Source organism: Pseudomonas sp. p21, from assembly GCF_001642705.1.
In the GTDB taxonomy this organism is placed as follows: Bacteria; Pseudomonadota; Gammaproteobacteria; order Pseudomonadales; family Pseudomonadaceae; genus Aquipseudomonas.
In genome coordinates this window covers 692312-718584 of sequence record NZ_LWBV01000002.1, presented here as the reverse complement: position 1 = coordinate 718584, position 26273 = coordinate 692312, and the positions used below count along the sequence as shown (strand labels likewise).

Below are 26273 nucleotides of genomic sequence, written 5' to 3'. Positions count from 1 at the left end.
GAGTTTTTACGGGGTCCGTCTTCAAGATAGAGAGAAAAAAAGTGCCAGCTCTTGCTGGCACAGGGGGTCCAATGTAGCGGCTGGGGCCGTAAAAGCAAAGGGTGGCGGACTTATTGCGGCCCCTGTGGGAGCGGGCGTGCCCGCGAAGGGCCGCGCAGCAGCCCCGATCTCAAGCCTTGCCGTTAGCCAATTGTGCCGGTGCAAAGTGACAGGTAAAGGTACTGCCATGCCCCGGCACGCTGCTGATCTCCAGCTTGCCGCGGTGGCGCATCAGCACATGCTTGACGATCGCCAGCCCCAGCCCGGTGCCGCCGGTATTCGACGCACGGCTGGAATCGACCCGGTAGAAGCGCTCGGTCAGGCGCGGCAGGTGCTTGGCATCGATGCCCACCCCCGAGTCCTGCACCGACAGGTGTGCGCCCTGGGCATCGGCCCACCAGCGAATACGGATGCTGCCTTCGTCCTGGGTGTACTTCACCGCGTTGAACACCAGGTTGGAAAAGGCACTGCGCAGCTCCGACTCGCTGCCCTTGAGCTTCACGCCGGGTGTGGCTTCCAGAGTGATGCGCTGGTTGCGTGGCCCGGACAGGGCCTGAGCGTCGTTCTTGATCGCGGTGAGCAAGGCATCGACTGCCACCGGCTGGTTGTCCGACGGGTAGTCGGTGGCCTCCAGCTTGGCCAGCAGCAACAGGTCGTTGAGCAGCGTCTGCATGCGCGAGCCTTGCTGGCTCATTTGCTGCAGGGCTCGGCTCCAGCGCGGGTTCACGTCCTCGACGTTGTCCAGCAGGGTTTCCAGGTAGCCGGTGATCACCGTTAGCGGCGTGCGCAGCTCGTGGGACACGTTGGCGACGAAGTCCTTGCGCATCTGCTCCAGCTGGTGGATGCGGGTAACATCGCGCACCAGCATCAGGTGCTCGTTGTTGCCATAGCGGGTGATGTGCAGCTGCACGCGCATGCGGTCGTTGATCGGCGAGGGGATTTCCAGCGGTTCGAGGTAGTTCTCCGCCTCGAAGTATTCCTTGAAGCGCGGATGGCGCACCAGGTTGGTCACCTGCTGGCCGCCGTCCTGTGGGGTCTTGAAGCCCAGCAGTGTCTCGGCGGCGCGGTTCCACCATTCCAGGTTGCCGTCGCTGTCGAGCATGATCACCGCGTCACGCAGCGCAGCGGTGGACTCCTGCACCCGGTCGATCACCGCCTGCAGGCGACCGCGCACGCGCTGGTCGCGACGTTGCAGGTGGTAGATGCTGTCGAACACCTCGCCCCACAGGCCGTAGCCATCGGGCGGTGCTTCGTCGGGTTGGTGGTTGCGCAGCCAGTCATGCAGGCGCAGCAGTTGCTTGAGGGTCCAGCCCAGGTACAGCGCCAGGCCGGTGGCCAGGCTCCAGCCATAGTAGCCGCTGACCAGCCCGCCGATCAGGCAGACGGTGATCAGCAGCAGCAGGTGGCGAATCAGGGTCGCGTGCCAGTTCTGGTTCAATTGACGGTCCTTGTACAACGACGTGCGGCTTGGCGCTTTTCAGCTCGATCAGCTCTTGGTCGAGAAGCGGTAGCCGGTGCCCCGGACGGTTTGTACCAGATTTTCGTAGGCTTCACCCAGCGCCTTGCGCAGGCGGCGGATGTGCACGTCGACGGTGCGCTCCTCGACATAGACGTTACCACCCCACACCTGGTCCAGCAGCTGGCCACGGGTGTAGGCGCGCTCCTGGTGGGTCATGAAGAACTGCAGCAGTCGGTATTCGGTGGGGCCCATTTCGGCGGGCTTGCCGTCGATGGTCACGCGATGGCTGATCGGGTCGAGCAGCAGGCCGCCGACTTCGATCGGTGCCTCGCTGTCGCTCGGGCCGGTGCGGCGCAGCACGGCTTTCAGGCGGGCGACCAGTTCACGTGGCGAGAACGGCTTGGTGATGTAGTCGTCGGCGCCCACTTCCAGGCCCTGGATCTTGTTGTCCTCTTCACCCTTGGCGGTGAGCATGATGATCGGGATGTCGCCGGTCAGCTCGTCGCGCTTGAGGCGGCGGGCCAGCTCGATGCCGGAGGTGCCCGGCAGCATCCAGTCGAGCAGGATCAGGTCCGGTTTGCGGTCGACGATGATCGCGTGGGCCTGTTGGGAATTTTCCGCTTCCAGGCAGTCATAGCCGGCCATTTCCAGGGCAACGGCGATCATCTCGCGAATCGGCGCTTCGTCGTCGACGATCAGAATGTTCCTGCCAACCATGCTCAAAACCTCTCCTGGATACGGTGTCTTGGCCCGCATTAGATAACGGAATTATTGCAGCTGTGTGACAGGGTGTTGGCCGTTCTGGCGACATTCCGTGACTGAACTAGGCTTGAAAGGGCCGCAATCGTGGCAACCCGAACTCAATCCCCCCGAATCAATGGTGAATCCAATGACACGACAAACGCTGAGCTGGATGGCCCTTTTCACTGCGCTGGCGCTCCCGGGGGTGGCCTTGGCCGACCATGCGATGGAGAAGGGCGGGATGTTGGTCGATCATGCCGGCATGACCCTGTACACCTTCGACAAGGATGCGGGTGGCAAGTCGATGTGCAATGGCGAATGCGCCGCCAACTGGCCGCCGCTGATGGTCAAGGGCGGTGAAATGGCTGCGGGCAAGTGGACCCAGGTCAAGCGTGACGACGGCTCGATGCAGTGGGCCTACGATGGCAAGCCGCTGTATACCTTCGTCAAGGACAAGAAGGCCGGTGATATGACCGGTGACGGCATGAAGGACGTCTGGCACGTCGCCAAGCCCTGAGATCCCGGGGCCGCTTCGCGGCCCATCGCCGGCAAGCCAGCTCCCACAGGTTGTGTGCAAGCCTTGATGGCAGCGCTGTACCTGTGGGAGCTGGCTTGCCGGCGATTGGGCCATCAGCTTCAGCGCAATGCGTAATCCAGCACCACCCCGATGAACACCAGCATCCCCGCCCAGTGGTTGTGCAGAAACGCCTTGAAGCACGATTCCCGGTCCAGCTTGCGTGTCGACCAGTACTCCCAGGCAAAGCACGCCGCCGCGCCCAGTAGCCCCAGATGGAACCAGCCACCCAGCTCGAAGCGGTTGCCGGCCAGCAACAGGCAGCCCAGCGACAGCAGCTGCAAGGTCAGAATGATGGTGCGGTCGGCGTCGCCGAACAGGATCGCGGTCGACTTCACGCCAATCTTCAGGTCGTCATCACGGTCGACCATGGCGTAGTAGGTGTCGTAACCCACCGTCCACAGCAGGTTGGCGATATACAGCAGCCAGGCGCTGGCCGGCAGCTCGCCACCCGCTGCGGTGAAGGCCATGGGAATGCCCCAGGAATATGCCGCCCCCAGCACCACCTGCGGGTAATAGGTGTAGCGCTTCATGAACGGGTAACAGAATGCCAGTGCCACCGCGCCGAACGACAGCCACACCGTGCGGCTGTTGGTGCACAGCACCAGCAGGAAGCTCACTCCGACCAGGATGGCGAACAACGCCACTGCTTCGCGCGGCCGGACCCGGCCACTGGCCAGGGGGCGGTCGGCGGTGCGCTTGACGTGACCGTCCACCTTGCGGTCGGCGAAGTCGTTGATGCAGCAGCCTGCGGCGCGCATCAGCACCACGCCGAGGCCGAAGATCAGCACGTTGGCCAGGGTTGGTGAGCCGTTGCCGGCAATCCACACCGCCGACAAGGTCGGCCACAGCAGCAGGTAGATACCAATCGGCCGGTCCATGCGGCTGAGCTGGACGAAGTCCCAGGCCCGTGGGTGCAGGCGGTTGAGCGACTTGAGCAGTTGCAGGTACATCAGCGGTTTTCCTCCTTGGCCGCTTGCCACAATGCTGGCAGAAATACCTCTGCCACCAGCAGGTCCAGGCCGTCACGCTCGAAGCGCGAACGGCGGCCCCACAGCGCCGCATGGGCGGCTTCGCTCGGTAGCCAGGCCTGTGGATAACTGCACACCTCGATGGGGTGGCGGATGAACGCCTGGTCGCAGAACAGCAGCTCGCCCAGCGAGCGGCTGCCCAGGGTTTCCAGGTCCAGCCCGCCGCGCTCCAGGGCGCTGCGGCTGGCGACGCTGCGGGCGAATACCCAGGGTTGGCCATGGCCGCGCAGGTACACTTCACGCACCCAGCCCTCGGCACCGGCGGCGATGCCCAGTGCCTGGCATTCGTCATCGCGCAGCGGCTGCCAGCCCTCGAACAGCGGGGTGACGGAGAAGTGATCGTTGGACAGGCGGGTCAGGCGGCGGGTCAGCGAGCCCTCGTCGAACAGCCAGTCAAGGGTGGGCTGGTCGATGTCGGTCGCCAGCCGTGAATACGGCAGCCACGCGACAGCGGCTGCTTGCGGGGATTCGTACGACACGTCGGTCTGCTTGTTACAACCAGAGAGGCGGCGAGCTTAGCATGATTGCCCCGACTGCTTGCATACTGCTGGCAGGGCCGCTACAAAGCCCCACGAATTGCGCGCTGGCCTCTTCGCGGGCGCGCCCGCTCCTACAGGTTATGCACAACTCCTGTGGGAGCGGGCATGCCCGCGAAGAGGCCATCAGCAGCAACACAAAGCCCCAGCCTGAACCGAGGAAACCCACCCCCATGAAAAAGTGGCAATGTATTGTCTGCGGCCTGATCTACGACGAAGCCGAAGGCTGGCCCGACGACGGCATCGCCCCCGGCACCCGCTGGGAAGATGTGCCTGAAGACTGGCTGTGCCCCGACTGCGGCGTCGGCAAGAGCGACTTTGAAATGATCTCCATCGGCTAATCGAGGAAAGCACGACATGACGTCCCCTGTGGTAATCATCGGCACCGGCCTTGCGGGCTACAACCTGGCCCGTGAATTTCGCAAGCTCGATGCGCAGACGCCGCTGCTGCTGATCACCGCCGATGACGGCCGCTCCTACTCCAAGCCCATGCTGTCCACCGGCTTTGCCAAGCAGAAGGACGCCGATGGCCTGTGCATGGCCGAGCCGGGCGCCATGGCCGAGCAATTGAACGCCGAGATCCGCACCCATACCCGCATCAGCGGCATCGACCCGGGCCACAAGCGCCTGTGGATTGGCGAGGAGGCGGTGGAGTACCGCGACCTGGTGCTGGCCTGGGGCGCGCAGACCGTGCAGGTGCCGATCGAAGGCGATGGCGGCGATCGGGTGTTCCCGATCAACGACCTGGAAGACTACGCGCGCTTCCGTGCCGCCGCCGTCGGCAAACAGCGCGTGCTGATCCTCGGTGCCGGCCTGATCGGCTGCGAATTCGCCAACGACATGAGCCTGGGCGGCTTCCAGGTCGATGTGGTGGCGCCGTGCGAGCAGGTCATGCCGACCCTGCTGCACCCGGCCGCTGCGAATGCCGTGCAGGCCGGGCTGCAAGGCCTGGGCGTGCGCTTTCACCTGGGCCCGGTACTGACCCGCCTGCAGCAGGTGGGCCAGGGCCTGGAGGCACACCTGTCCGATGGCAGCGTGATCGCCTGTGACTTGGTGGTTTCGGCCATTGGCCTGCGCCCGCGCACCGACCTGGCCGCCGCTGCCGGGCTGCAGACCAACCGCGGCGTCCGCGTGGACCGCCAGCTGCGTACGTCCCACGCCAATATCTTTGCCCTTGGCGACTGTGCCGAGGTCGATGGCATCAACCTGCTCTATGTGATGCCGCTGATGAGCTGTGCCCGCGCCCTGGCGCAAACCCTGGCCGGCAAGCCGACAACGGTCGCCTACGGGCCGATGCCGATCACCGTGAAAACCCCCGCCTGCCCGCTGGTGGTTTCGCCGCCGCCCCAGGGCCACGAAGGCACCTGGCAGGTGGAGGGGCAGGGCAGTGACCTCAAGGTGCTCTGCCTTGATGCCGACGGCAAGCTGCTGGGCTACGCCCTGACCGGGGCGGCCGTGATGGACAAGCTGGCCCTGAATCGCCAGCTGCCGGCCGTAATGGCGTAAATAGCTGGCGTTCTGTCGGATTTATCCTGTTGTTGCTTGCACAATGGCCGCCCAGATACTGGCGCGGCCCCGGTGCACGTGCCATTCTCACTTCCGTCTGCCGCAGATTAGAGCCTGCGGTGCCTTGAGCGCTGCTCCCAGGGCAGCACGGCATAACAACAAGAATTCCGTCAAAGAGGCTTCACTATGCGCAAACCAGAACTCGCCGCCGTCATCGCCGAAAAGGCCGATCTGACCAAGGAAAAGGCCAATCAGGTTTTGAACGCGATTCTCGACAGCATCACGGGTGCCCTGGACAAGGACACCGTGACTTTGGTCGGTTTCGGCACCTTCGAAAAACGCCATCGCGGTGCGCGTACCGGCAAGAACCCGCAGACCGGTGAGCCGGTCAAGATCAAGGCCAGCAATACCGTGGCCTTCAAGCCAGGCAAGAACCTGCGCGACAGTGTCAACGCCCCCGTCAAGCCGGCCAAGAAAGGCAAGTGATCGCTCCCTGACAACCCCAGTGTCAGCCAAACGGGCGCCCCAGGGCGCCCGTTGTGCTTTCTGCAGGCAAAATGTTTCGAACTTGCATAAATAGTTCTGTAAAAGGATAAACTGCGCGCCTTAGTCACTTTTAATTCGAGGCGCGTTGATGAAGTTCCGCTTTCTTCTCTGGGCCATGGGGCTGTTGATGGCCAGGGCCAGCCGTAACAACCCGGCGTTCCAACAGCAGCTCAAGGGCAAGGACCTGGTGTTCCAGATGCAGACCCTGGATGGCAAGGTCGCCCGGCACTTCATCGTCAACAACGAACGCATCAGCAGCAAGGGCGGCGCGCACCCGCAGCCGGCGTTCGCCATTGCCTTCAAGGACGCTGCCTATGGCTTCGCCACCCTGCAGGCGGGTAACAAGCAGTTGGCGTTCATGCAGGGGATTCAGGACAAGCACATCCAGATCAAGGGCAACCCGGCGCTGGTGATGTGGTTCCAGGGGTTGATGAAGTACCTGAAGCCGAAAAAGAAGGGCTGAAACCCAACGGGGATGTTGACGCTTTACCTGTGGGAGCGGGCATGCCCGCGAAACAAACGACGCGGTGTATGGCACCGGCTTCGCCGGTGTTCGCGGGCACGCCCGCTCCCACAGGTTACGCGTTAATGCTCAATGCGGTGCCTGGAACTGCGAAGCCAGCTCGCGCAGCAGGTTCTCGGCCTCAAGTACCTTGTTCACCACTTCCTCGGCCTTGTCCCGGGTAATCCCCAGCCGCTCCAGCAGCTCGTCAGGAATCTCCTGCTGCGGCCCCGAGCCAATCCCCCGCGAGCGCAGCAGGCGGGTGGCCAGGCATACCAGGTTGGGGAATGCCGAATACTCGCCTTCATAGGCCGGGTCGTGCTGGAAGCGCAGCGCGGTGGACAGTTCTTCCGGCATGTCCCACAGCTTCATCAGCCAGGCTCCGATCTGTTCGCGGCTGATGCCCAGCAGGTGTTGTTCCACGTAGGTGTGGCACAGGTGCGGGTTGACCTCCAGGTGGCGACAGATCAGCGAGAAGTGCGGCGGAAACACGTGCGCCAACAGCAAGTAGCCGAAATTGTGCAGCAGCCCGGCTAGGTAGGTCAGGCCAGCTTCCGGGCGTTCGGCGCGCGGCATGGCACGGGTCAGGCCATCGATGACAGCAGCAGTGTAGATCGACTGCTGCCAGTACGGTGTGGCCTGCTGCGGGTGGTCTTTCGGCAGGCTCAGGGTCTTGCCCAGCGCGAGGCCCAAGGCCAGGTTGATCACCAGGTCGAAACCCAGTACCCGTACGATGGCATCTTCCACAGAGCGAATCTTGTAGGTCGAGCCGTAGTAGGGCGATGCCGCCCAGCTCACCACCTGTGCCGCCAATGCCGGGTCGGTTTCGACCACGCCAGTGATGTCATCGACACTGGCGTTGGGGTCTACCCGCAGCTTGATGATCTTTTGCGCGGTGTCGGCCAATGGCGGGATTTCGATGGTTTCTTCCAGGCGCTTCTGAATGCGCCTGGCGGTGAAGGCCTGCACTGCCTGGGTGATTTCCCGGGTGTCGTCATCGGGGCGGTCGAGGTTGGGGCTGATGGCCTCGACCTCCTGGCCGAAGCTGCTGGCGCTGGCCTTGACCAGCATGCGCTTGAAGTGCGCGCGCTCGATTTCCAGCAGCAGGCCGGCTTCACCGGACTGGATGAACACGCTATCGGCGTCGAGCAGGCTCTTTTCGTACTGGCACGGCGAGCTGGTCAGCGCCGGGATACCCGGCAGGGCCTTGAGCTGATGCTTGTCCAGCATCTGCTTCAGGCGCGGCACCGACACCGCCGTGAGCTTGCGCCCGGTCAGTTCGGCCAGGCGGTCAAGGTCCAGCAGCTGGCTCTGCGGGAACAGTACCATCAGGGCGCCGACCTCGTCATCGAGCAGCACGGCCTGTACCCGCGACGCTGGCGGCAGGTGCGGATGTTCGACCACCTCGCGGTAGGCTACGCCGAGTTTGTCGAGCAGCAGCCGGATGACCGAGGGAGCGTGTGGGGTTGCGGTTTCCAGGGCAACTTCAGTCATGGTCCGTATCCACTGATTCTTTTAAACGCAAAGTATAACCAGCCTCGGGGCGAAACTGGATCCATTATGGGACTAGCGTCACACTTGGCCATATTGCTGGCCATGGCGCAGCCAGCGGTCGAGCAGTGGGCTGACGTGCTCCGGCCAGCGTGCGATCAGGGCCTGGGCGGCGTCGCGCACGGCCGGCAGCAGGTCGGCATCGCGCATCAGGTCGGCGACCTTGAACTGCAGCAGGCCGGTCTGGCGGGTGCCGAGCATCTCGCCGGGGCCACGCAGCTCCAGGTCTTTCTCGGCGATGATGAAGCCGTCGTTGGTTTCCCGCATGATCCCTAACCGTTCGCGGCCGATCTGCGACAGTGGCGGGTGGTACAGCAGCACGCAATGGCTTACGGCGCTGCCCCGGCCAACCCGGCCGCGCAGCTGGTGCAACTGGGCCAGGCCCAGGCGCTCGGGGTTCTCGATGATCATCAGGCTGGCGTTGGGCACGTCCACACCCACCTCGATGACCGTGGTGGCGACCAGCAACTGCAGGTTGCCGGCCTTGAATTCGGCCATGATCTCAGCCTTTTCCGCCGGCTTCATGCGACCGTGGATCAGCCCCACCCGCAGTTCGCCCAGGGCGCTGCCCAGCTCCTCGTAGGTGCTTTCGGCGGCCTGGCAGGTCAGTTCTTCGGATTCTTCGATCAGGGTGCACACCCAGTAGGCCTGGCGCCCTTCGGCGCAGGCGGCGCGTACCCGCTCGACCACTTCGAAGCGGCGGCTGTCGGCCACCAGCACGGTGTTCACCGGGGTGCGCCCGGGCGGCAGTTCGTCGAGCACCGAGGTGTCCAGGTCGGCGTAGGCGCTCATGGCCAGGGTGCGCGGAATAGGCGTGGCGGTCATGATCAGCTGGTGCGGGCACAGCTCGCCGGCCACGCCCTTCTTGCGCAGGGCCAGGCGTTGCTGCACGCCAAAACGGTGCTGTTCATCGATGATCGCCAGGGCCAGGTGCTTGAACTTCACCTCTTCCTGGAACAGCGCGTGGGTGCCGACCACCATCGCTGCACCGTTGGCGATCTGCTCCAGGGCGGCTGCCCGGGCCTTGCCCTTGAGCTTGCCGGCCAGCCAGGCCACTTCGATGCCCAGCGGTTCGAGCCAGCGCTTGAAGGTGATGTAGTGCTGTTCGGCGAGGATCTCAGTGGGCGCCATCAAGGCCACCTGGTAGCCGGCCTCCAGGGCCTGCAGCGCGGCCAGGGCGGCGACCACGGTCTTGCCGGCACCCACGTCACCCTGCACCAGGCGCATCATCGGCTCGTGCTGGCTGAGGTCGTAGGCAATTTCGTTGGCCACCCGCTGCTGCGCGCCGGTCGGCTGGAAGCCCAGGTTGGCCAGGTATTGCGCCTGCAGGCGCTTGGCCTTGGGCAGTACTGGCGCGCGCAGGCTGCGCAGGCTTTCGCGCAGGCGTTGCTGCGACAGCTGGTGGGTCAGCAGCTCTTCGAAGGCCAGGCGGTGCTGGGCCCAGTGCTGGCCTTCGGCAAGCTCGTCGAGGTCGGCGTCGGCCGGCGGGTTGTGCAGGTAGCGGATGGCATCGTCCAGCGGCGCCAGCTGGTAGTCCCGGGCCAGTTCGTCGGGCAGCCAGTCCGGCAGGCTGCGCGGGCCGAGCAGGCCCAGGCTCTGCTGGCACAGCAGGCGCAGGCGTTGCTGGGTAAGGCCTTCGGTGGACGGGTAGATCGGCGTCAGGGTCTGCTCGACCGGTGGCGGCGGCTCGTCGCCATTCAGCGCGCGGTATTCCGGGTGGTAGATTTCCAGGCCCGACGCGCCGGGGCGGGCTTCGCCGTAGCAGCGCAGGTGGGTGCCACGCTTGAGGCCTTCCTTCTGCGCGTTGCTGAAGTGGTAGAAGCGCAGGCTCAGCACGCCGCTGCCGTCACCCAGGCGCACCACAAGACTGCGGCGCTTGCCCATGGTCACGTCTGCGCCGCTGACCACGCCTTCGATCACCGCATCCTGGCCCGGACGCAGCTGGCCGATCGGCACCACGCGGGTGCGGTCCTGGTAGCGCAGCGGCAGGTGGAACAGCACGTCCTGCAGGTTCTCCAGGCCTACCTTGGCGAGTTTCTCCGCCATGGTCTCGCCAACCCCCTTGAGTACCGTGACCGGGACCTTCGACAGCTCACTCATGACTCAGGCCGGTTGTTCCACTGGGGCTTTGGCGACCGAGCACAGGCGGATCGAGTCGGCGAGGATCTCGATGGCCTTCGGCCGCGGGAAGCTGGCGCGCCAGGCGATGGCCACGGTGCGGAATGGCGCCGGTGCGGTCAGTGGGCGGACCTCGATGACGCCGGGGGCGTAGTGGTGGCTGTGCACCGCCGACAGCGGCAGGATCGATACGCCAAGGCCCGAGGCCACCATGTGACGGATGGTTTCCAGCGAGCTGGACTCGACCGTGGTGTGCCTGGAGCCTTCTCCGCCCTTGTTCAGCGTTGGGCAGGCTTCCAGTACCTGGTCGCGGAAGCAGTGGCCTTCACCGAGCAGCAACAGGCTCTTGTCGTTGAGCATGGCGGTGTCGATGGTCTTTTTCGCCGTCCACGGATGGTCGGCCGGCATCAGGGCGCAGAACGGCTCGTCGTACAGCGGCAGGGTCAGCACGTCGGCTTCGTTGAACGGCAGGGCGATGATCACTGCGTCCAGTTCGCCGTTGCGCAGCTTTTCGCGCAATACGTGGGTGAAGTTTTCTTCGATGTACAGCGGCATCTGCGGCGCCACACGGTGCAACTGCGGGATCAGGTGCGGGAACAGGTACGGGCCGACGGTGTAGATGGCACCGACCTTGAGCGGGGCGGTCAGCTGGTTCTTGCCGGCCTGGGCCAGTTCGCGAATGCCCTGGGCCTGCTCCAGTACCTTCTGCGCCTGGGCGACGATGCTTTCGCCGACCGGGGTCAGGCGTACCGCGCTCTTGCTGCGCTCGAAAATCAACACGCCAAGCTCATCCTCGAGCTTCTTCACACCGACCGACAGGGTCGGCTGGCTCACATGGCAGCGTTCGGCGGCATGGCCGAAGTGCTGTTCCTGGGCGAGTGTGACGATGTAGCGTAATTCTGTGAGGGTCATAACGTGCGTCCATGAAGTTGCGGGCCCAGCATAGCGGCTGCAATCGATAGACGCACGTTATCAGACTTGCCGATTTGTGACAGAAACAAAAGTCTCAGCGGCGGTCCAGCGAGTAGACGAACGGTGCCACGACTTCGATCGTGCCGTTGTTCAGCAACTCGGGTGGCGGCTTGGGTACCGTGCCGGCCCGACGGATCATTTCCAGGGTCGCCCGATCCAGGGCGGCACTGCCCGAGCCACCGGCCATGGAATACGACACCACCTTGCCTTCGGCGTCGACCACGAAGCGCAGGCGGTTGATGCCCTGCAGGCCGCGACGGCGCGCGTCTTCCGGGTAGCGCTTGTACTTGGCCAGGTGACGCAGCAGGTCGCTCTGCCAGGTCGGCAGGGCGTTGCTGTTGGACGCAATGCTCGGCGCCGGTGCCGCGGACTTCTGCGGTGGCGTGTTGCTGGGCGGTGCGTCTACCGTTTGCTCGGTCGGCGGTGCTTCCTTCGGCGGCTCAGGCTTTTTCTCGGGCTTGGGCGGCTGCGGCTTGGCCTTCGGCTTGGGCGGCTTGGGAATGGCGATCTTGGGTTTGGGAGCCTCGGCCAGCTTCGGCAGCGGCGGTTCCTCGACCGGTGCCGGTGGCTGCGGGGCCGCTTTCGGAGGTGGTGGTGGCGCAGGCTCCGGCAACGGTGCCAGCTCGACCATCATGGCTGCCGGGGGCAGTTCGATGGCCTGGGGCACTGACCAGTTGAGCGTCAGCAGCACGGCGACCACGTGCACGCCCAGCACGATCGCCAGGCTGCCACCGTAGCGCGCCATGTTCGAGCGCGTTTTTGTCATTTCTTGGCTGCCGTCTCGAGACCTACCAGACCGACTTTCAGGTAGCCGGCCGCGCGCATGTTGTTCATCACTTCCATCAGGTCACCGTAATCCACGCCTTTGTCAGCCTGGAAGAAGATGGTGGTTTCCTTGTCGCCCTTGGTCTTGGCATCGAGCATCGGGCCAAGCTGGTCGGGGGCAGGGACCTGATCGTCGCCGACGTACAGCTTCTGGTCGGCCTTGACGCTGACGAACACCGGTTTCTCGGGCCTCGGCGCCGGCTTGGCGGTCGAGGCCGGCAGGTCGACCTTGATGTCGACCGTGGCCAGGGGGGCTGCGACCATGAAGATGATCAGCAGCACCAGCATCACGTCGATGAACGGCGTAACGTTGATTTCGTGGTTTTCGGCGAGGTCGTCGCCACCTTCGTTGAGATGCAGGCCCATGGCTTACCCCACTTTCACCATGTGCGGGGCAACACGCTCGCTGCCCTGGTGGTCCAGGTCACGGCTGACCAGCAGCAGCACCTGGGCGGAGGCGTCGGACACCTGGGCCTTGTAGCCGGCGATGGAGCGGGCGAAGACGTTGTAGATGACCACGGCCGGGATCGCGGCAACCAGGCCCAGGGCGGTGGCCAGCAGGGCTTCGGCGATACCCGGGGCAACCACGGCCAGGTTGGTGGTCTGGGTCTTGGCGATGCCGATGAAGCTGTTCATGATGCCCCATACGGTACCGAACAGGCCGACGAACGGCGCAGTGGAACCGATGGTGGCGAGTACGCCGGTGCCGCTGCTCATGGTACGGCCGCTGGCGTGTACCAGGCGCTCCAGGCGGAAGCTGACGCGCTCCTTGATGCCTTCTTTCTCACGGGCGTTGGCCGACAGGCGCATCTCTTCGAGGGCGTCGTGGACCAGGGTGTGGGCCAGGGTGCCTTCCTTGTTGGAAACGTCGCTGGCTTCCTTGAGGCTGGCGGATTTCTTCAGCAGGGCGATTTCACCACGCAGGCGGCGCTTGGCGCCCATCAGCTCGAAGCCTTTGGCGATCCAGATGGTCCAGGTGATGATGGAGGCGATGGCCAGGCCGATCATGACCGCCTTCACCACCACGTCGGCGTTCTTGTACATGCCCCATGGGGACAGGTCGTGGGCCATGCCCAGCGAGGTGTCTTCAACCAAAGCTTCGACGCTTGGGTCTACCGCGACCGGGGCATCAGCCGGGGTGGCGGCAACTGCGCTGGCAGCCGGCGCTGCGGCTGGAGCAGCTGGAGCAGTAGCGGCAGCCGGCGTGGCGGCATTGGCGGTTGGCTCATCGGCCATGGCCACCGGGGCCAGCACCAGGCTGAGCGTCAGCGCGGCGATGGCGCGCCAGGCGCGCGACGGGGTTGGCGAAGCGGAAGGTTGAGTACGTGTCATGCTGGCCGGACCTGATGAAGAATAGAGTGAACGTTCTCCAAGGCCTCGAGGTAGGCCGAGAACAATTTGGCGGCCATTATTGCAAGTAATTCTTGTTAACAAAAGTAATCTTGTTGCTTTTTTCGCCTATGGTCTAGCTACCCATCGTGTAGCGTGGGCGGGCTGATCAATTGGTCCAGGGAGTTTAGAGATGTCAGGCCTTTCCGTGATGGTGGTGGGTTGTGGTGATGTAGGCGGGCGTCTTGCCCGGCAAATGCTTGCGCGCGGTTGGCAGGTGTGCGGCCTGCGTCGCTCGATCGGGCAGTTGCCTGCGGGTGTCGTGCCGGTGGCTGCAGACCTGTCCGAGCCCTCCATTCCCGCCGCCTGGCCGCAGCGTGCACCGGACTACCTGGTGTACTGCGTGGCGGCCAGCCAGCACGACGAGGCGGGTTACCAGGCGGCGTATGTTGATGGTTTGCGCCATGTGCTGGCCTGGCTGGCCGAGCGCGGCCAACGCCCACGGCGCCTGCTGTTCGTGTCCAGCAGCAGCGTGTATGCACAGAAGGACGGCGAGTGGATCGAGGAGGGCGCGGCCACCGAGCCTGAAGGCTATTCCGGGCGGTTGATGCTGGAGGCTGAGCGGCTGGCACTGGCCAGTGGCATCCCGGCTAGCGTGGTGCGCCTGACCGGCATCTATGGCCCCGGCCGCGAGTGGCTGCTCAGTCAGGTGCGCCAGGGCTACCGCGTGGCCGAGGAGCCTCCGCTGTATGGCAACCGTATTCATGCCGAGGACGCCGCCAGCCTGTTGGCGTTCCTGTTGCAGGCCGATGCCGATGGCAAGGTGCTGGACGACTGCTACATCGGCGTCGACGACGACCCGGCGCCGCTGGCCGACGTGGTGGCCTGGCTGCGGGCGTACATGGGGGTAACCGAATGGTCGGATGAGCAGCGGGTGCGGCGTACTGGCAGCAAGCGCTGCAGCAATGCCCGGGCAAGGGCGTTGGGCTGGGCGCCGGTGTATCCGAGTTACAAGGAAGGCTATGCCGCAATCCTGAAAGGCGTGCGCTGAGTCTACCGGCCTCTTCGCGGGTAAACCCGCTCCCACAGGTGCACCGCTGGTTTCAAGCCTGGCGGTGTACCTGTGGGAGCGGGTTTACCCGCGAAGAGGCCAGTGTGTTCGGCCGCTATTCAGCAGGTCTCAGCTGCGCTCCAGCACCCATTGGCGCTTGCCTGCTGCCAGTTCCGGCATTTCATCCGGCTGCGCACGGTTCACCGCCTGGAAGATCTCCAGCTTGTCGCCATCGCGCTTGATGATGAATGGCGCGCCACGCTGGTTGCGCTCCAGCCACAGGCTGTCATTGCTGCCACCCATGGTCGCGCAATCACCCGCCAGGCACAGGGCGAAACGGTCTGGCCCCGGCAGGCCGGTGACGTTGCCGGTGTCGCTGAAGCGCACGGTGGCACCTTTGCCCTGGCCTTCGACGACCTTCCAGTCGCCGCCCAGATAGGCCTGGTACAGCGCCTTCTCGAAGCTGCTGCCCAGTGGTGCGTTGGCCGCCGCCGGCGCTTTGGCGCGTACGAAGGTCTGCTTGCTGCCGCTTTGGTCGACAGCCTGCAGTTCGTCGCCATCGAGCGACAGTTGCTCGGTCTGGCCGCCCTGGAAGCTGGCCTGCCATTGCTTGTCGGTGGCGCTCAGCTGGCCGTCGGCCGCTTCGAAACCATTGCTGTAGCTGGCCTGCTGGCTGGCGACGTCGAGCTTCCACTCGAACACCGGGCCGTGCTCATTGAGCGCCTGGCGCAGGCTGCCGCCCTTGACGGCCGCAGTGATGGCGTCCTGGTTGATCCAGGTGCCGTTGAAATCTTCGGGTTTGTGGCTGGCGCAGCCGCCCAGAAGCAGGGCTGCCAGCGCGAAGGGCAGTGCTTGACGCATGACGGGGTAACCTTGCAGAGAAGGGAAGGTGACGGGCAGGGCGCCCGTCACCGGGGCATCATTCGATGACCAGGATGGCGTCCATTTCGACCTGGGCGCCTTTCGGCAGCGCGGCAACGCCGATGGCGGCGCGGGCCGGGTACGGCTGCTCGAAGTAGCGGCCCATCACCTCGTTGACCTTGGCGAAGTGGCTCAGGTCGGTGAGGAAGATGTTCAGCTTGACGATGTCCTTGAACGAACCGCCAGCGGCTTCAGCCACGGCCTTGAGGTTCTCGAACACCTGTACGGTCTGGGCTTCGAAGCCTTCGACCAGCTCCATGGTCTTCGGGTCCAGCGGGATCTGGCCCGACATGTACACGGTGTTGCCGGCCTTGATCGCCTGCGAGTAGGTGCCGATGGCGGCAGGGGCCTTGTCGCTGTTGATGACGGTCTTGCTCATGATGACTCCTTGCGGTTGGCGGACTACGTACGCATGCGGGTGATGCGGACCACACCGGTCAGGGTACGCAGCTTCTTGATCACACGCGCCAGGTGCACGCGGTCGTGCACGCTGACCACCAGTTGGACCACGCTGATACGGCCGTCGCGTTCGTCCATGCTGATCTTCTCGATGTTGCCGTCGGCGGCGTTGACACTGCTGGCCAGCAGGGCAATCAGGCCGCGCTGGTGCTCCAGTTCGACACGCAACTCGACATTGAATTCACCGGTGATGTCCTTGGCCCAGGAGAGCTGTACGCATTTCTCCGGGTTGTGGCGGATTTCACTGATGTTGCGGCAGTTTTCCAGGTGCACGACCATGCCCTTGCCGGCTGACAGGTGGCCGACGATCGGGTCTCCCGGGATCGGCGTGCAGCACTTGGCGTAGCTCAGCACCAGGCCTTCGGTACCGCGGATCGCCAGCGGGCCTTCCGGTGCCGGCAACTGCTCGCCTTCGGCCGACAGCAGGCGGCGCGCGACCACGTAGGCCATGCGGTTGCCCAGGCCGATGTCTTCGAGCAGGTCTTCGATCAGTTCCAGGCGGTACTCGGCGAGAATCGCCTGGATACGTTCCTGGGGGATTCTCTCCAGGCTGCTGTCGAAGCCGGTGAGCACCTTGTTCAGCAGGCGTTCGCCCAGGCTGATGGACTCGGAGCGACGCTGCTGCTTGAGCGCGTGGCGGATGTGCGTGCGCGCCTTGCCGGTAACCACGAAGTTGAGCCAGGCCGGGTTCGGCCGTGCGCCCGGGGCGCTGACGATTTCCACCGTGGAGCCGCTTTGCAGCGGTTCGGACAGCGGCGCCAGGCGGCGGTTGATGCGGCAGGCGATGCAGCTGTTGCCGACGTCGGTGTGCACCGCGTAGGCGAAGTCGACGGCCGTGGAGCCTTTGGGCAGCTCCATGATGCGGCCTTTGGGCGTGAACACGTAGACCTCGTCCGGGAACAGGTCGATCTTCACGCTCTCGATGAATTCCAGCGAGTTGCCGGCACGTTGCTGCAGTTCGAGGATGCCCTTGACCCACTGGCGGGCACGGGCGTGGCTGCCCTTGGGCTGCTCGTCGTCGTTGGACTTGTACAGCCAGTGCGCAGCGATGCCGTTGTTGGCCATCTCTTCCATCTCGCGGGTGCGGATCTGGATTTCGATGGGCACGCCGTGCATGCCGAACAGCGTGGTGTGCAACGACTGGTAGCCGTTGGCCTTGGGGATCGCGATGTAATCCTTGAAGCGACCGGGCAGCGGCTTGTACAGGTTGTGCACGGCGCCGAGCACGCGATAGCAGGTGTCGACCTTGTCGACGACGATGCGGAAGGCGTACACGTCCATGATCTCGTTGAAGGCGCGGCGCTTGCCACGCATCTTCTTGTAGATGCCATAGAGGTGCTTCTGCCGGCCGCTGACCTCGCCCGCGATGCCGTCGGCGGCCAGGCAGTTGGCCAGCGAGTGCTCGATCTTGGCGACGATCTCTTTGCGGTTGCCGCGTGCGCTTTTCACTGCCCGGTGGATCAGTGACGAGCGCATCGGGTGCATGGCCTTGAAGCCGAGGTCCTCGAACTCCACGCGCACGGTGTGCATGCCCAGGCGGTTGGCGATGGGGGCGTAGATCTCGAGGGTTTCCTTGGCGATGCGCCGGCGTTTTTCGCCGGACAGCACCTCCAGGGTGCGCATGTTGTGCAGGCGGTCGGCCAGCTTGACCAGGATCACGCGGATATCGCGGGCCATGGCCATGGCCATTTTCTGGAAGTTCTCGGCCTGCGCCTCGGCCTTGGTCTCGAAGTTCATCTGGGTCAGCTTGCTGACCCCATCGACCAGTTCGGCCACGGTCTCGCCAAACTGCTGGCTGAGGGCTTCCTTGGCGATGCCGGTGTCTTCGATCACGTCGTGCAGCATGGCCGCCATCAGGCTCTGATGGTCCATGTGCATGTCGGCGAGGATGCTGGCCACGGCCAGCGGGTGGGTCACGTAGGGCTCGCCACTGCGGCGGCGCTGCCCATCGTGGGCCTGTTCGGCGTAGAAATAGGCGCGCCGGACCAGGTTGACCTGTTCCGGGCCAAGATAGGTCGACAGCCGTTCGGCCAAGGCTTCTATACCCGGCATGGGTTCACCTCCTGCCGAGGAAGGGGGCCTTGCGCCGTGCGACTTCGACCTGGCATCAATCAGACAGCCTCGTTGTTCTCGTCCTCGAACGCGGCGAACACCGGATCCTCGGTGACGATCTCTTCAGCGGCGATGAACTCGTTGGTGACGATGCCTTCGGCGATTTCACGCAGGGCAACAACGGTCGGCTTGTCGTTTTCCCACGCAACGCGTGGCTCTTTGCCGCCGGTCGCCAGCTGGCGAGCGCGCTTGGTCGAGAGCATGACCAGCTCAAAGCGGTTATCCACGTGTTCCAGGCAGTCTTCAACAGTTACGCGGGCCATGGTCTTCCTCAGTAGCAATTGCGGTGGGCGTGCAGCCCAATAGTGGGCAGGCGGACTCGATAGTTTAAAAAATCACCAGCCAATAGGGAAGCGCTGTTTTGTCGGGTGGTTACCTTCAAGCCCTGTATTGCCTTCTTCGCGGCTAAAGCCGCTCCCACAGGGACCGCATTGTTCTCAGGTTCATCACCGCACCCTGTGGGTGCGGCTTCAGCCGTGAAAGGGCCGGAACAGACACCCTATCACTTGAGCTTGACGATAACCTCAGAGCATCGCGTCACGCAACCGCGGGGTCAGCTCCTCGAACAGGGTCTGCACCGAGCGCAACGCCCGGCAATCGGGCCGGGTCAGCAGCCACAGCTGGGTGTCGCAACCCGGCAGCGGCCCGCTCAGCGCATCCACCCCGGGCAGCGCGTGCACCATGTAGTCCGGCAACGCCGCCACGCCGAGCCCGGCCGTGACCAGCTGGGCGATGGTCGACATGCCGCTGCACTGGTAGCGCGGGCTCAACCCCGGGTGCTGCTGGTTGCGCCAGACCACCGTGGGGTGGTCCTGCATCGAGTCGTCGGGGGCGATCCACGGCACGCTGGCAGGTGACTCGGCCAGGCGCTCGCGCCACTGCGGTTGGCCGCAGACCACGTAGGAGGTGGACCCCAGGTTGCGGCCCACCAGGTGCTCCGGCGGCGTGTTGGTCAGGCGCAGGGCAATGTCGGCATCGCGCCGGCTGAGGTTGGCGAAGGTATTGGAGGTGCCCATTTCCAGCGACAAGGCCGGGTAGTTGGGCATGAACTCGGCCAGCGCCGGCAGCAGCAGGCTGTGCATCACCGCTTCGGTACAGGTCAGCCGCACCGTGCCGCTGACCACCTGCTCGCCACTGGTCATGGCGATGCGCGCCGCCTCCAGCGCCTGCTCGGCGCGTTCGGCCTGCTCGGCCAGGGCCTGGGCGGTGTCGGTCGGCAGGTAGCCCTTGCGGCTCTTGACGAACAAGGCGGTGCCCAGCGCCGACTCCAGCCGGCGGATCGAGCGGAACACCGTCGACACGTCGACCTTGAGCAGCTCGGCAGCCTTGGCCAGCGAGCGGCCACGTTCCAGGGCCAGGACCAGGGAAAGGTCGGCATGGGTAATCTGATATTGCATTGGTGCACGCTCTGCTTGCCGAATTGCCAATGTCTGTTGCGTTTTGGCCATTTTATAGTGGAACGGCCCCCGGGAATCAATGCGCCCGGTCGGGTAACCAGTCCCCACGATGGGAAAGTGAAAAGAACAACAGCTGCAACCATCGTCGCCCATGAGGCGCCAGCCGTATCCCCACATCGCCGCAGCAAATCAAAGGATGTACAGCCATGACGTCGGTAACCCCGTGCGCCAGTTCTTCCAGCGAGATGAATGACTTCCTCCAGGCCCATCCGGACACGCAGTACGTCGACCTGCTGATCTCCGACATGAACGGCGTGGTACGTGGCAAGCGCATCGAGCGGGCCAGCCTGCACAAGGTGTACGAGAAGGGCATCAACCTGCCGGCATCGCTGTTCGCCCTGGACATCAACGGTTCCACCGTCGAGAGCACCGGCCTTGGCCTGGACATCGGCGATGCCGACCGCATCTGCTTCCCGATCCCCGGCACGCTGTCGGACGAGCCGTGGCAGAAGCGCCCCACCGCCCAGCTGCTGATGACCATGCACGAGCTGGATGGCCAGCCGTTCTTCGCCGACCCGCGCGAAGTGCTGCGCCAGGTAGTGAGCAAGTTCGACGACCTGGGCCTGGATATCTGCGCCGCGTTCGAGCTGGAGTTCTACCTGATCGACCAGGACAACCTCAACGGTCGCCCGCAGCCGCCGCGCTCGCCGATTTCCGGCAAGCGCCCGCAGTCGACCCAGGTGTACCTGATCGACGACCTCGACGAATATGCCGACTGCCTGCAGGACATGCTCGAAGCGGCCAAGGAGCAGGGCCTTCCCGCCGACGCCATCGTCAAGGAAAGTGCCCCGGCACAGTTCGAGGTCAACCTGCACCATGTGGCCGACCCACTGAAGGCCTGCGACTACGCGATCCTGCTCAAGCGCCTGATCAAGAACGTCGCCTACGACCATGAAATGGACACCACCTTCATGGCCAAGCCCTACCCGGGCCAGGCAGGCAATGGCCTGCACGTGCACATTTCCTTGCTGGACAAGAAAACCGGCAAGAACATCTTTGCCAGTGACGACCCGCTGCAAAGCGATGCGCTGCGCCACGCCATCGGTGGCGTGCTGGAAACCATGCCGGCGTCGATGGCCTTCCTCTGCCCGAACATCAACTCCTACCGCCGCTTCGGTGCGCAGTTCTACGTGCCCAATGCGCCAAGCTGGGGCCTGGACAACCGCACCGTGGCCGTACGCGTGCCCACTGACAGCAGCGACAACGTGCGTCTCGAGCACCGCGTGGCTGGTGCCGACGCCAACCCGTACCTGATGCTCGCGGCGATCCTCGCTGGCGTTCACCACGGCCTGACCAACCAGGTCGAGCCCCAGGCACCGATCGAAGGCAACTCCTACGAACAGCTGGAGCAGAGCCTGCCGAACAACCTGCGCGATGCCCTGCGCGCGCTGGACGACAGCGAAGTCCTCAACCAATACATCAGCCCGGACTACATCGATATCTTCGTGGCCTGCAAGGAAAGCGAACTGGCCGAGTTCGAAGTGTCGATTTCCGACCTCGAGTACAACTGGTACCTGCACACGGTGTAAGCCCATGAGCGCAAATGCGGTCCCCTTGATCGGCGTCAGCGCCTGCCGCCAGCAGGTGGGGAAGAACTCGTCGCACACGGTAGGCGACAAGTATGTCGAGGCGGCCGGCTTTGCCGGCTTGCCACTGATCTTGCCGGCCCGTGACGGGGGCAGCGACACGCAGGCGCTGCTGGCCCGCCTGCACGGCATTGTTTTTACCGGCTCACCTTCAAATATCGAACCGCATCATTACAATGGCGCCCCCAGCGCGGCAGGTACCCGGCACGATCTGGCACGCGATCGCCTGACCCTGCCGCTGCTGCAGGCGGCCATTGCCGCCGGCGTGCCGGTGTTCTGTATCTGCCGTGGCTATCAGGAACTGAACGTGGCCCTGGGCGGCAGCCTGCACCAGCGCGTGCAGGAACTGCCCGGCTACCTTGACCACCGTGAACCTGAGGACGCACCCCTGGAGGTGCAATACGGCCCTCGTCACCCTGTCGGCATCGAGCCTGGCGGGATGTTCGAGCGCCTGGGCCTGGCTGAGCAGTTCGAGGTCAACTCGCTGCACAGCCAGGGCATCGACCGCCTGGCCCCGGGCCTGCGCGTCGAGGCACGGGCCCCGGATGGCCTGATCGAAGCGGTGTCCATGCCTGCGGCGCCGGGCTTTGTGCTCGGCGTGCAGTGGCACCCGGAGTGGCGATTTACCGAAAACCCGGTCTCGCTGCGCCTGTTCCAGGCGTTTCGCGAGGCCTGCATTGCCTACGCAGCACGGGAGGGCGCACGGCAGGAGGCATTCTGACGTCACCCGAAGGTCTCGGATGACTTGTTCCCGGCAGCAAGCTTTCAATGAGTGAAAGCGGGCCTTGTACGCAAGGCCTGTGAAAACAATTCCAAAATTTACGGCAAATACTCATGAGCAATTACACAGAAGCCGGCCGCCCACCCGATGTGGCGGCCGACGCGGGCAATACCCAGCGCAGCAAGGGCCTGGCCACAGGCCGGCTGGGCTTGCTGGCCAGCGTGGTGCTGGGCATTTCCACCATCGCCCCGGTCTACACCCTGACCGGCGCCCTTGGCCCGACCGTGCGTGAAGTGGGTGCGCACCTGCCCGCCGTGTTCATCGTCGGCTTCCTGCCGATGCTGCTGGTGGCCTTGGGCTACCGCGAACTGAACTCGGCGGAGCCGGACAGCGGTACTTCGTTTACCTGGTCGGCGCGTGCCTTCGGCCCGATGATCGGCTGGATCGGCGGCTGGGGCCTGGTGGTCGCCACCACCATCGTGTTGTCGAACCTGGCAGGGGTGGCGGTCGATTTCTTCTACCTGTTCCTTGGCCAGATCACCGGCAAGCATGAGCTGGCGGCATTGGCCGACAACCTGCTCATCAACATAACCACTTGTTGCGTGTTCATCGCCTTGGCGGTGTGGATCTGCTGCCGCGGCATGACCACCACCATGACCGTGCAGTACGGCCTGGTGGCCCTGCAGTTGCTGGTGCTGATCGGCTTCGCCTTTGCCGCTTTCGGCGAAACCACCGCGCCGCCACCGCTGGAATTCGATTTCGCCTGGTTCAACCCGTTCGGCGTCGAGTCGTTCTCGGCCTTCGCCGCCGGGCTTTCGCTGTCGATCTTCATCTTCTGGGGCTGGGACACGTGCCTGACCGTCAGCGAAGAGTCGGTGGGCAGTGAAGAGGTGCCGGGCAAGGCTGCCACCTGGACCGTGATGTTGATCCTCGGCCTGTACCTGTTTACCGCCATCGCCACCCTGCAGTTTGCCGGTATCAGTGAAACTGGCCTGGGCCTGAACAACCCGCGCATCCAGGAAAACGTGTTTGCCCACCTGGCCGGCCCGGTCATGGGGCCGCTGGCGATCCTGATGTCCATCGCCGTGCTGGCCAGCACGGCGGCTTCGCTGCAGTCGACCTTCGTGGCGCCGGCGCGCACCCTGTTGGCCATGGGTTACTACGGCGCGGTACCGCAAAAGTTCGCCAGCGTCTGCCCGCGTTCGCAAACCCCGCGCTACGCCACCATCTGCGCCGGCCTGGCCGCAGGCTTGTTCTACGTGACCATGCGTACCCTGAGCGAGAACGTGCTGGCCGATACCATTACCGCGCTGGGCATGATGATCTGTTTCTACTATTCGCTGACCGCGTTCGCCTGCGTCTGGTATTTCCGCCACAGCCTGTTCGACAGCCTGCGCCACTTCATCATGCGCGGCCTGTGCCCGCTGGTGGGTGGGGTGATCTTGTCGGTGATCTTTGCGCGTACCGCCATCGACAGTGCCTCGCCGGACTTCGGTAGCGGCTCCCATGTGGGCGGGTTGGGGCTGGTGTTCGTGATTGCCGCGATCATCTCGGTGCTCGGCATCGCGCTGATGATGCTGTCGCGCATGCGCGCGCCGGCGTACTTCCTGGGGGCTACCCTGCGTCAGCAGGCTACCTTGCCACTGCAGGAATAAGGCTGGGGGCGCTTCGCGCCCCATTCGCAGCACAAGGCTGCTCCTACAATGGCGCGATGTACGCCGTCGATGTAGGAGCAGCCTTGTGCTGCGAATGGGCTGCAAAGCAGCCCCATGCGGTCTTTCAGGAGAGCAGTTCTTTCAGAAGCCCGCTGTTGCGCTGCTGCTGCTTCTTCAACACCAGGCGATTCGAGCGGAACACCGCTTTCAAATCCTCCAGCGCCACGTCGAAGTCATCGTTGATGATCACGTAGTCATACTCGTCGTAGTGCACCATCTCGCTGACCGCTTCCTTCATGCGCCCGGCGATGATCTCTTCGCTGTCCTGCCCGCGGCCGTCCAGGCGCTGGCGCAGGGCTTGCTGGCTTGGCGGCAGGATGAACACCGACAACGCCTGCGGCATCAGCTTGCGCACTTGCTGGGCGCCCTGCCAGTCGATTTCCAGGATCAGGTCGTAACCCTGGTCCAGGGTCTGCTGCAGCGCGCTGCGCGAGGTGCCGTAGAAATTGCCGAACACCTCGGCGTGCTCCAGGAAGTCGCCTTGGGCGATCAGCGCCTTGAATTCCTCGTGGACGACGAAGTGGTAGTTCACCCCGTGCTGCTCGCCCGGGCGCATGGCGCGGGTGGTGTGCGAGACCGAGACGCGGATTTGCTGGTCGTCCTTGGTCAGGGCGGTGACCAGGCTGGTCTTGCCGGCGCCCGAAGGAGCCGAAACGATGTAGAGGGTGCCGCTGCTGTGGTTCATGGTCGGGGTGGCCTTACTCGATGTTCTGTACTTGTTCACGCATCTGTTCGATCAATACCTTCAGGTTGACCGCCGCTTGCGTGCTGCGTGGGTCGAAGGCCTTGGAGCCGAGGGTGTTGGCCTCGCGGTTGAGTTCCTGCATCAGGAAGTCCAGGCGCCGGCCGGCGGCACCGCCACCCTTGAGCACCCGGCGCACTTCGGTGACGTGGGTGCTGAGGCGGTCGAGTTCCTCGGCCACGTCGCTCTTCTGGGCCAGCAGCACCATCTCCTGCTCCAGGCGTTGCGGGTCGAGTTCGGCCTGCATGTCGCCGAAGCGGTCGAGGATCTTCTGCCGCTGCGCCGCCAGCATCTGCGGCACCAGGGCGCGCAGGGTGGTGACTTCGCTGGCCATGTTGTCCAGGCGCTCGTTGATCAGCCGGGCCAGTTCCTGGCCTTCACGCTGGCGCCCGGCCTTGAGCTCGGCCAGCGCTTCATCGAACAGTGCCATGGCTTCGCTATTCAGTGCCTGCGGGTCGCTGGCGTCGGCCACCAGCACGCCAGGCCAGGACAGCACCTCCAGCGGGTTCAGGGGGGCCGGCTGCTTGATCAGGCCGGCCACTTCCTCGGCGGCGGCAACCAGCTGTGCTGCGCGCTCGCGGTCCACCTTCAGCGGTTTGCCGTTGCTGTCTTCGTTGAGGCGCAAGGTGCATTCCACCTTGCCCCGCGACAGGCCCTGGCGCAGGCCTTCACGCACGGCGCCTTCGAGGTCGCGCAGGGCCTCGGGCAGGCGCAGGTGCGGTTCCAGGTAACGGTGGTTGACCGAGCGCAGCTCCCAGACCAGGGTGCCTTGGCTGCCGGCGCGCTCGACACGAGCAAAAGCGGTCATGCTGTGCACCATGGGGAGTACCTCGCGTAGATGAATGAACGGTGGGAGCCTCTCGGCTGCAAGGCGCAGGATTGTAGCGCAGTGGGGCCTTGGCGCCCAATCCACCCATGTTACCGACGGGTGGCCTGGCCAGTAGGAAAAGGCGACGGGCAGTGCCGGGCGCGACAATAGGCATGTCTTCCCCGGGCTGCGGGCTCTATAATGCTCGGCAGATTCAAAGTCCCAGTACAGGTATCCCAGATGAAACGTCCAAGTGGTCGCGCCGCCGATCAGCTCCGCTCGATCCGCATCACCCGCAACTACACCAAGCACGCCGAAGGGTCGGTACTGGTCGAGTTCGGTGACACCAAGGTCATCTGCACGGTCAGCGTGGAAAACGGTGTGCCGCGCTTCCTCAAAGGCCAGGGCCAAGGCTGGCTGACCGCCGAATACGGCATGCTGCCGCGCTCCACCGGCGAGCGTAACCAACGTGAAGCCAGCCGTGGCAAGCAGGGTGGTCGCACCCTGGAAATCCAGCGCCTGATCGGCCGTTCGCTGCGCGCCGCGCTGGACATGAGCAAGCTCGGTGACATCACCCTGTACGTCGATTGCGACGTGATCCAGGCCGATGGTGGCACCCGTACCGCCTCCATCACCGGTGCCATGGTCGCCCTGTGCGATGCCCTGGCGGTGATCAAGAAGCGCGGTGGCCTGAAGGCCGGCAACCCGCTCAAGCACATGATCGCCGCCGTGTCGGTGGGCATGTACCAAGGCGAAGCGGTGCTCGACCTGGACTACCTGGAAGACTCTGCCGCCGAAACCGACCTGAACGTGGTCATGACCAGCGCCGGTGGCTTCATTGAAGTGCAGGGTACTGCCGAAGGCGCGCCGTTCCAGCCTGAAGACTTCAATGCCATGCTCGCCCTGGCACAGAAGGGCATGAGCGAGATCTTCGAACTGCAGCAGGCGGCACTGGCCGACTGAACCCAGCCA

The 26273-nt window shown here is 64.4% G+C and carries 27 protein-coding genes; 10 read left to right on the top strand and 17 right to left on the bottom strand.

The genetic code is table 11. The annotated features are described in order from the left end of the window. Positions 1-169 precede the first annotated feature (169 nt). Together phoR and phoB are read right to left on the bottom strand one after the other, a co-directional pair. Positions 170-1477 carry a phosphate regulon sensor histidine kinase PhoR gene (gene phoR, locus A4C63_RS08215; RefSeq protein WP_063912248.1) on the bottom strand — a complete coding sequence of 436 codons (1308 nt, stop codon included), beginning with the start codon at positions 1475-1477 and terminating at the stop codon, positions 170-172. A gap of 48 nt (positions 1478-1525) precedes the next feature. Next, complete coding sequence (gene phoB, locus A4C63_RS08210; RefSeq protein WP_003253341.1) at positions 1526-2215, bottom strand: phosphate regulon transcriptional regulator PhoB; 690 nt, start codon at positions 2213-2215, stop codon at positions 1526-1528. A gap of 172 nt (positions 2216-2387) precedes the next feature. Between phoB and A4C63_RS08205 the strand changes: the two genes are divergently transcribed. Further along, entirely contained in the window at positions 2388-2756 is a 369-nt protein-coding gene (locus A4C63_RS08205; RefSeq protein WP_063912247.1) for a hypothetical protein, read from the top strand. A 119-nt stretch (positions 2757-2875) separates the two neighbouring features. On the opposite strand, the gene ubiA is transcribed toward A4C63_RS08205, so the two are convergent. Then, positions 2876-3766: a 4-hydroxybenzoate octaprenyltransferase gene (gene ubiA, locus A4C63_RS08200; RefSeq protein WP_063912246.1), complete on the bottom strand. Its 891-nt coding sequence runs from the start codon at positions 3764-3766 to the stop codon at positions 2876-2878. Continuing rightward, the gene (locus A4C63_RS08195; protein ID WP_063912245.1) at positions 3766-4323 is read right to left on the bottom strand and encodes a chorismate lyase; all 558 of its coding nucleotides are present in this window, start codon (positions 4321-4323) and stop codon (positions 3766-3768) included. The genes ubiA and A4C63_RS08195 overlap by 1 nt, the downstream gene beginning before the upstream one ends. A gap of 230 nt (positions 4324-4553) precedes the next feature. Here A4C63_RS08195 and A4C63_RS08190 point away from each other — a divergent pair, with 230 nt between their 5' ends. The 4 genes from A4C63_RS08190 to A4C63_RS08175 all read left to right on the top strand — a co-directional run bounded on the left by A4C63_RS08190 (position 4554) and on the right by A4C63_RS08175 (position 6895). Further along, positions 4554-4721 carry a rubredoxin gene (locus tag A4C63_RS08190; protein ID WP_003253349.1) on the top strand — a complete coding sequence of 56 codons (168 nt, stop codon included), beginning with the start codon at positions 4554-4556 and terminating at the stop codon, positions 4719-4721. 16 nt (positions 4722-4737) lie between these two features. Then, on the top strand, positions 4738-5886 hold the full coding sequence (locus tag A4C63_RS08185; protein ID WP_063912244.1) for an NAD(P)/FAD-dependent oxidoreductase: 1149 nt from the start codon (positions 4738-4740) through the stop codon (positions 5884-5886). 186 nt (positions 5887-6072) lie between these two features. Continuing rightward, positions 6073-6372: an HU family DNA-binding protein gene (locus tag A4C63_RS08180; RefSeq protein ID WP_013974808.1), complete on the top strand. Its 300-nt coding sequence runs from the start codon at positions 6073-6075 to the stop codon at positions 6370-6372. A 148-nt stretch (positions 6373-6520) separates the two neighbouring features. Further along, the gene (locus A4C63_RS08175; RefSeq protein WP_063912243.1) at positions 6521-6895 is read left to right on the top strand and encodes an SCP2 sterol-binding domain-containing protein; all 375 of its coding nucleotides are present in this window, start codon (positions 6521-6523) and stop codon (positions 6893-6895) included. Between the two features lie 129 nt (positions 6896-7024). On the opposite strand, the gene A4C63_RS08170 is transcribed toward A4C63_RS08175, so the two are convergent. The 6 genes from A4C63_RS08170 to exbB all read right to left on the bottom strand — a co-directional run bounded on the left by A4C63_RS08170 (position 7025) and on the right by exbB (position 13732). Then, positions 7025-8428 carry an aminoacyl-tRNA deacylase and HDOD domain-containing protein gene (locus A4C63_RS08170; RefSeq protein WP_063912242.1) on the bottom strand — a complete coding sequence of 468 codons (1404 nt, stop codon included), beginning with the start codon at positions 8426-8428 and terminating at the stop codon, positions 7025-7027. 78 nt (positions 8429-8506) lie between these two features. Beyond that, complete coding sequence (recG, locus tag A4C63_RS08165) at positions 8507-10585, bottom strand: ATP-dependent DNA helicase RecG (RefSeq protein ID WP_063912241.1); 2079 nt, start codon at positions 10583-10585, stop codon at positions 8507-8509. A gap of 3 nt (positions 10586-10588) precedes the next feature. Beyond that, on the bottom strand, positions 10589-11515 hold the full coding sequence (locus tag A4C63_RS08160; RefSeq protein ID WP_063912240.1) for a hydrogen peroxide-inducible genes activator: 927 nt from the start codon (positions 11513-11515) through the stop codon (positions 10589-10591). A gap of 94 nt (positions 11516-11609) precedes the next feature. After that, positions 11610-12341 carry an energy transducer TonB gene (locus A4C63_RS08155; RefSeq protein ID WP_016489831.1) on the bottom strand — a complete coding sequence of 244 codons (732 nt, stop codon included), beginning with the start codon at positions 12339-12341 and terminating at the stop codon, positions 11610-11612. Continuing rightward, positions 12338-12766, bottom strand: coding sequence for a TonB system transport protein ExbD (exbD, locus tag A4C63_RS08150; protein WP_013974803.1), 429 nt, complete (start codon positions 12764-12766; stop codon positions 12338-12340). Before exbD ends, A4C63_RS08155 begins: the two co-directional genes overlap by 4 nt. A gap of 3 nt (positions 12767-12769) precedes the next feature. Then, positions 12770-13732 (bottom strand): tonB-system energizer ExbB, encoded by a 963-nt coding sequence (gene exbB, locus A4C63_RS08145; RefSeq protein ID WP_063912239.1) that lies wholly within the window; start codon positions 13730-13732, stop codon positions 12770-12772. A gap of 190 nt (positions 13733-13922) precedes the next feature. Here exbB and A4C63_RS08140 point away from each other — a divergent pair, with 190 nt between their 5' ends. Further along, positions 13923-14780: an SDR family oxidoreductase gene (locus tag A4C63_RS08140; RefSeq protein ID WP_063912238.1), complete on the top strand. Its 858-nt coding sequence runs from the start codon at positions 13923-13925 to the stop codon at positions 14778-14780. A 129-nt stretch (positions 14781-14909) separates the two neighbouring features. Here A4C63_RS08140 and A4C63_RS08135 read toward each other — a convergent pair whose 3' ends face one another. The 5 genes from A4C63_RS08135 to A4C63_RS08115 all read right to left on the bottom strand — a co-directional run bounded on the left by A4C63_RS08135 (position 14910) and on the right by A4C63_RS08115 (position 19669). Beyond that, complete coding sequence (locus A4C63_RS08135) at positions 14910-15641, bottom strand: hypothetical protein (protein WP_063912237.1); 732 nt, start codon at positions 15639-15641, stop codon at positions 14910-14912. Positions 15642-15699: 58 nt separating this feature from the next. After that, entirely contained in the window at positions 15700-16080 is a 381-nt protein-coding gene (locus A4C63_RS08130; protein ID WP_009684531.1) for a RidA family protein, read from the bottom strand. A 23-nt stretch (positions 16081-16103) separates the two neighbouring features. After that, a complete protein-coding gene (spoT, locus tag A4C63_RS08125; protein WP_063912236.1) occupies positions 16104-18212 on the bottom strand; it encodes a bifunctional GTP diphosphokinase/guanosine-3',5'-bis pyrophosphate 3'-pyrophosphohydrolase in 2109 nt (702 codons plus the stop codon). A gap of 59 nt (positions 18213-18271) precedes the next feature. After that, positions 18272-18535, bottom strand: a complete 264-nt coding sequence (rpoZ, locus tag A4C63_RS08120; RefSeq protein ID WP_003253383.1) for a DNA-directed RNA polymerase subunit omega — start codon at positions 18533-18535, stop codon at positions 18272-18274. Positions 18536-18796: 261 nt separating this feature from the next. After that, positions 18797-19669, bottom strand: coding sequence for a LysR family transcriptional regulator (locus A4C63_RS08115; protein ID WP_013974798.1), 873 nt, complete (start codon positions 19667-19669; stop codon positions 18797-18799). Positions 19670-19875: 206 nt separating this feature from the next. Here A4C63_RS08115 and A4C63_RS08110 point away from each other — a divergent pair, with 206 nt between their 5' ends. The 3 genes from A4C63_RS08110 (at position 19876) to A4C63_RS08100 (ending at position 23691) form a co-directional block, all read left to right on the top strand. Next, positions 19876-21258, top strand: a complete 1383-nt coding sequence (locus A4C63_RS08110) for a glutamine synthetase family protein (protein ID WP_015272334.1) — start codon at positions 19876-19878, stop codon at positions 21256-21258. Positions 21259-21262: 4 nt separating this feature from the next. Continuing rightward, entirely contained in the window at positions 21263-22036 is a 774-nt protein-coding gene (locus tag A4C63_RS08105; protein ID WP_063912235.1) for a gamma-glutamyl-gamma-aminobutyrate hydrolase family protein, read from the top strand. Positions 22037-22149: 113 nt separating this feature from the next. Further along, positions 22150-23691, top strand: coding sequence for an APC family permease (locus tag A4C63_RS08100; RefSeq protein WP_063912234.1), 1542 nt, complete (start codon positions 22150-22152; stop codon positions 23689-23691). Positions 23692-23815: 124 nt separating this feature from the next. Here the strand turns inward: A4C63_RS08100 and gmk are convergent, their stop codons facing one another. Continuing rightward, positions 23816-24436: a guanylate kinase gene (gene gmk, locus A4C63_RS08095; RefSeq protein ID WP_063912233.1), complete on the bottom strand. Its 621-nt coding sequence runs from the start codon at positions 24434-24436 to the stop codon at positions 23816-23818. Positions 24437-24449: 13 nt separating this feature from the next. Next, positions 24450-25313, bottom strand: coding sequence for a YicC/YloC family endoribonuclease (locus tag A4C63_RS08090; protein ID WP_063912232.1), 864 nt, complete (start codon positions 25311-25313; stop codon positions 24450-24452). A gap of 228 nt (positions 25314-25541) precedes the next feature. On the opposite strand from A4C63_RS08090, the gene rph reads away from it, so the two are divergent. Then, entirely contained in the window at positions 25542-26264 is a 723-nt protein-coding gene (gene rph, locus A4C63_RS08085; RefSeq protein WP_013974792.1) for a ribonuclease PH, read from the top strand. Positions 26265-26273 lie beyond the last annotated feature (9 nt).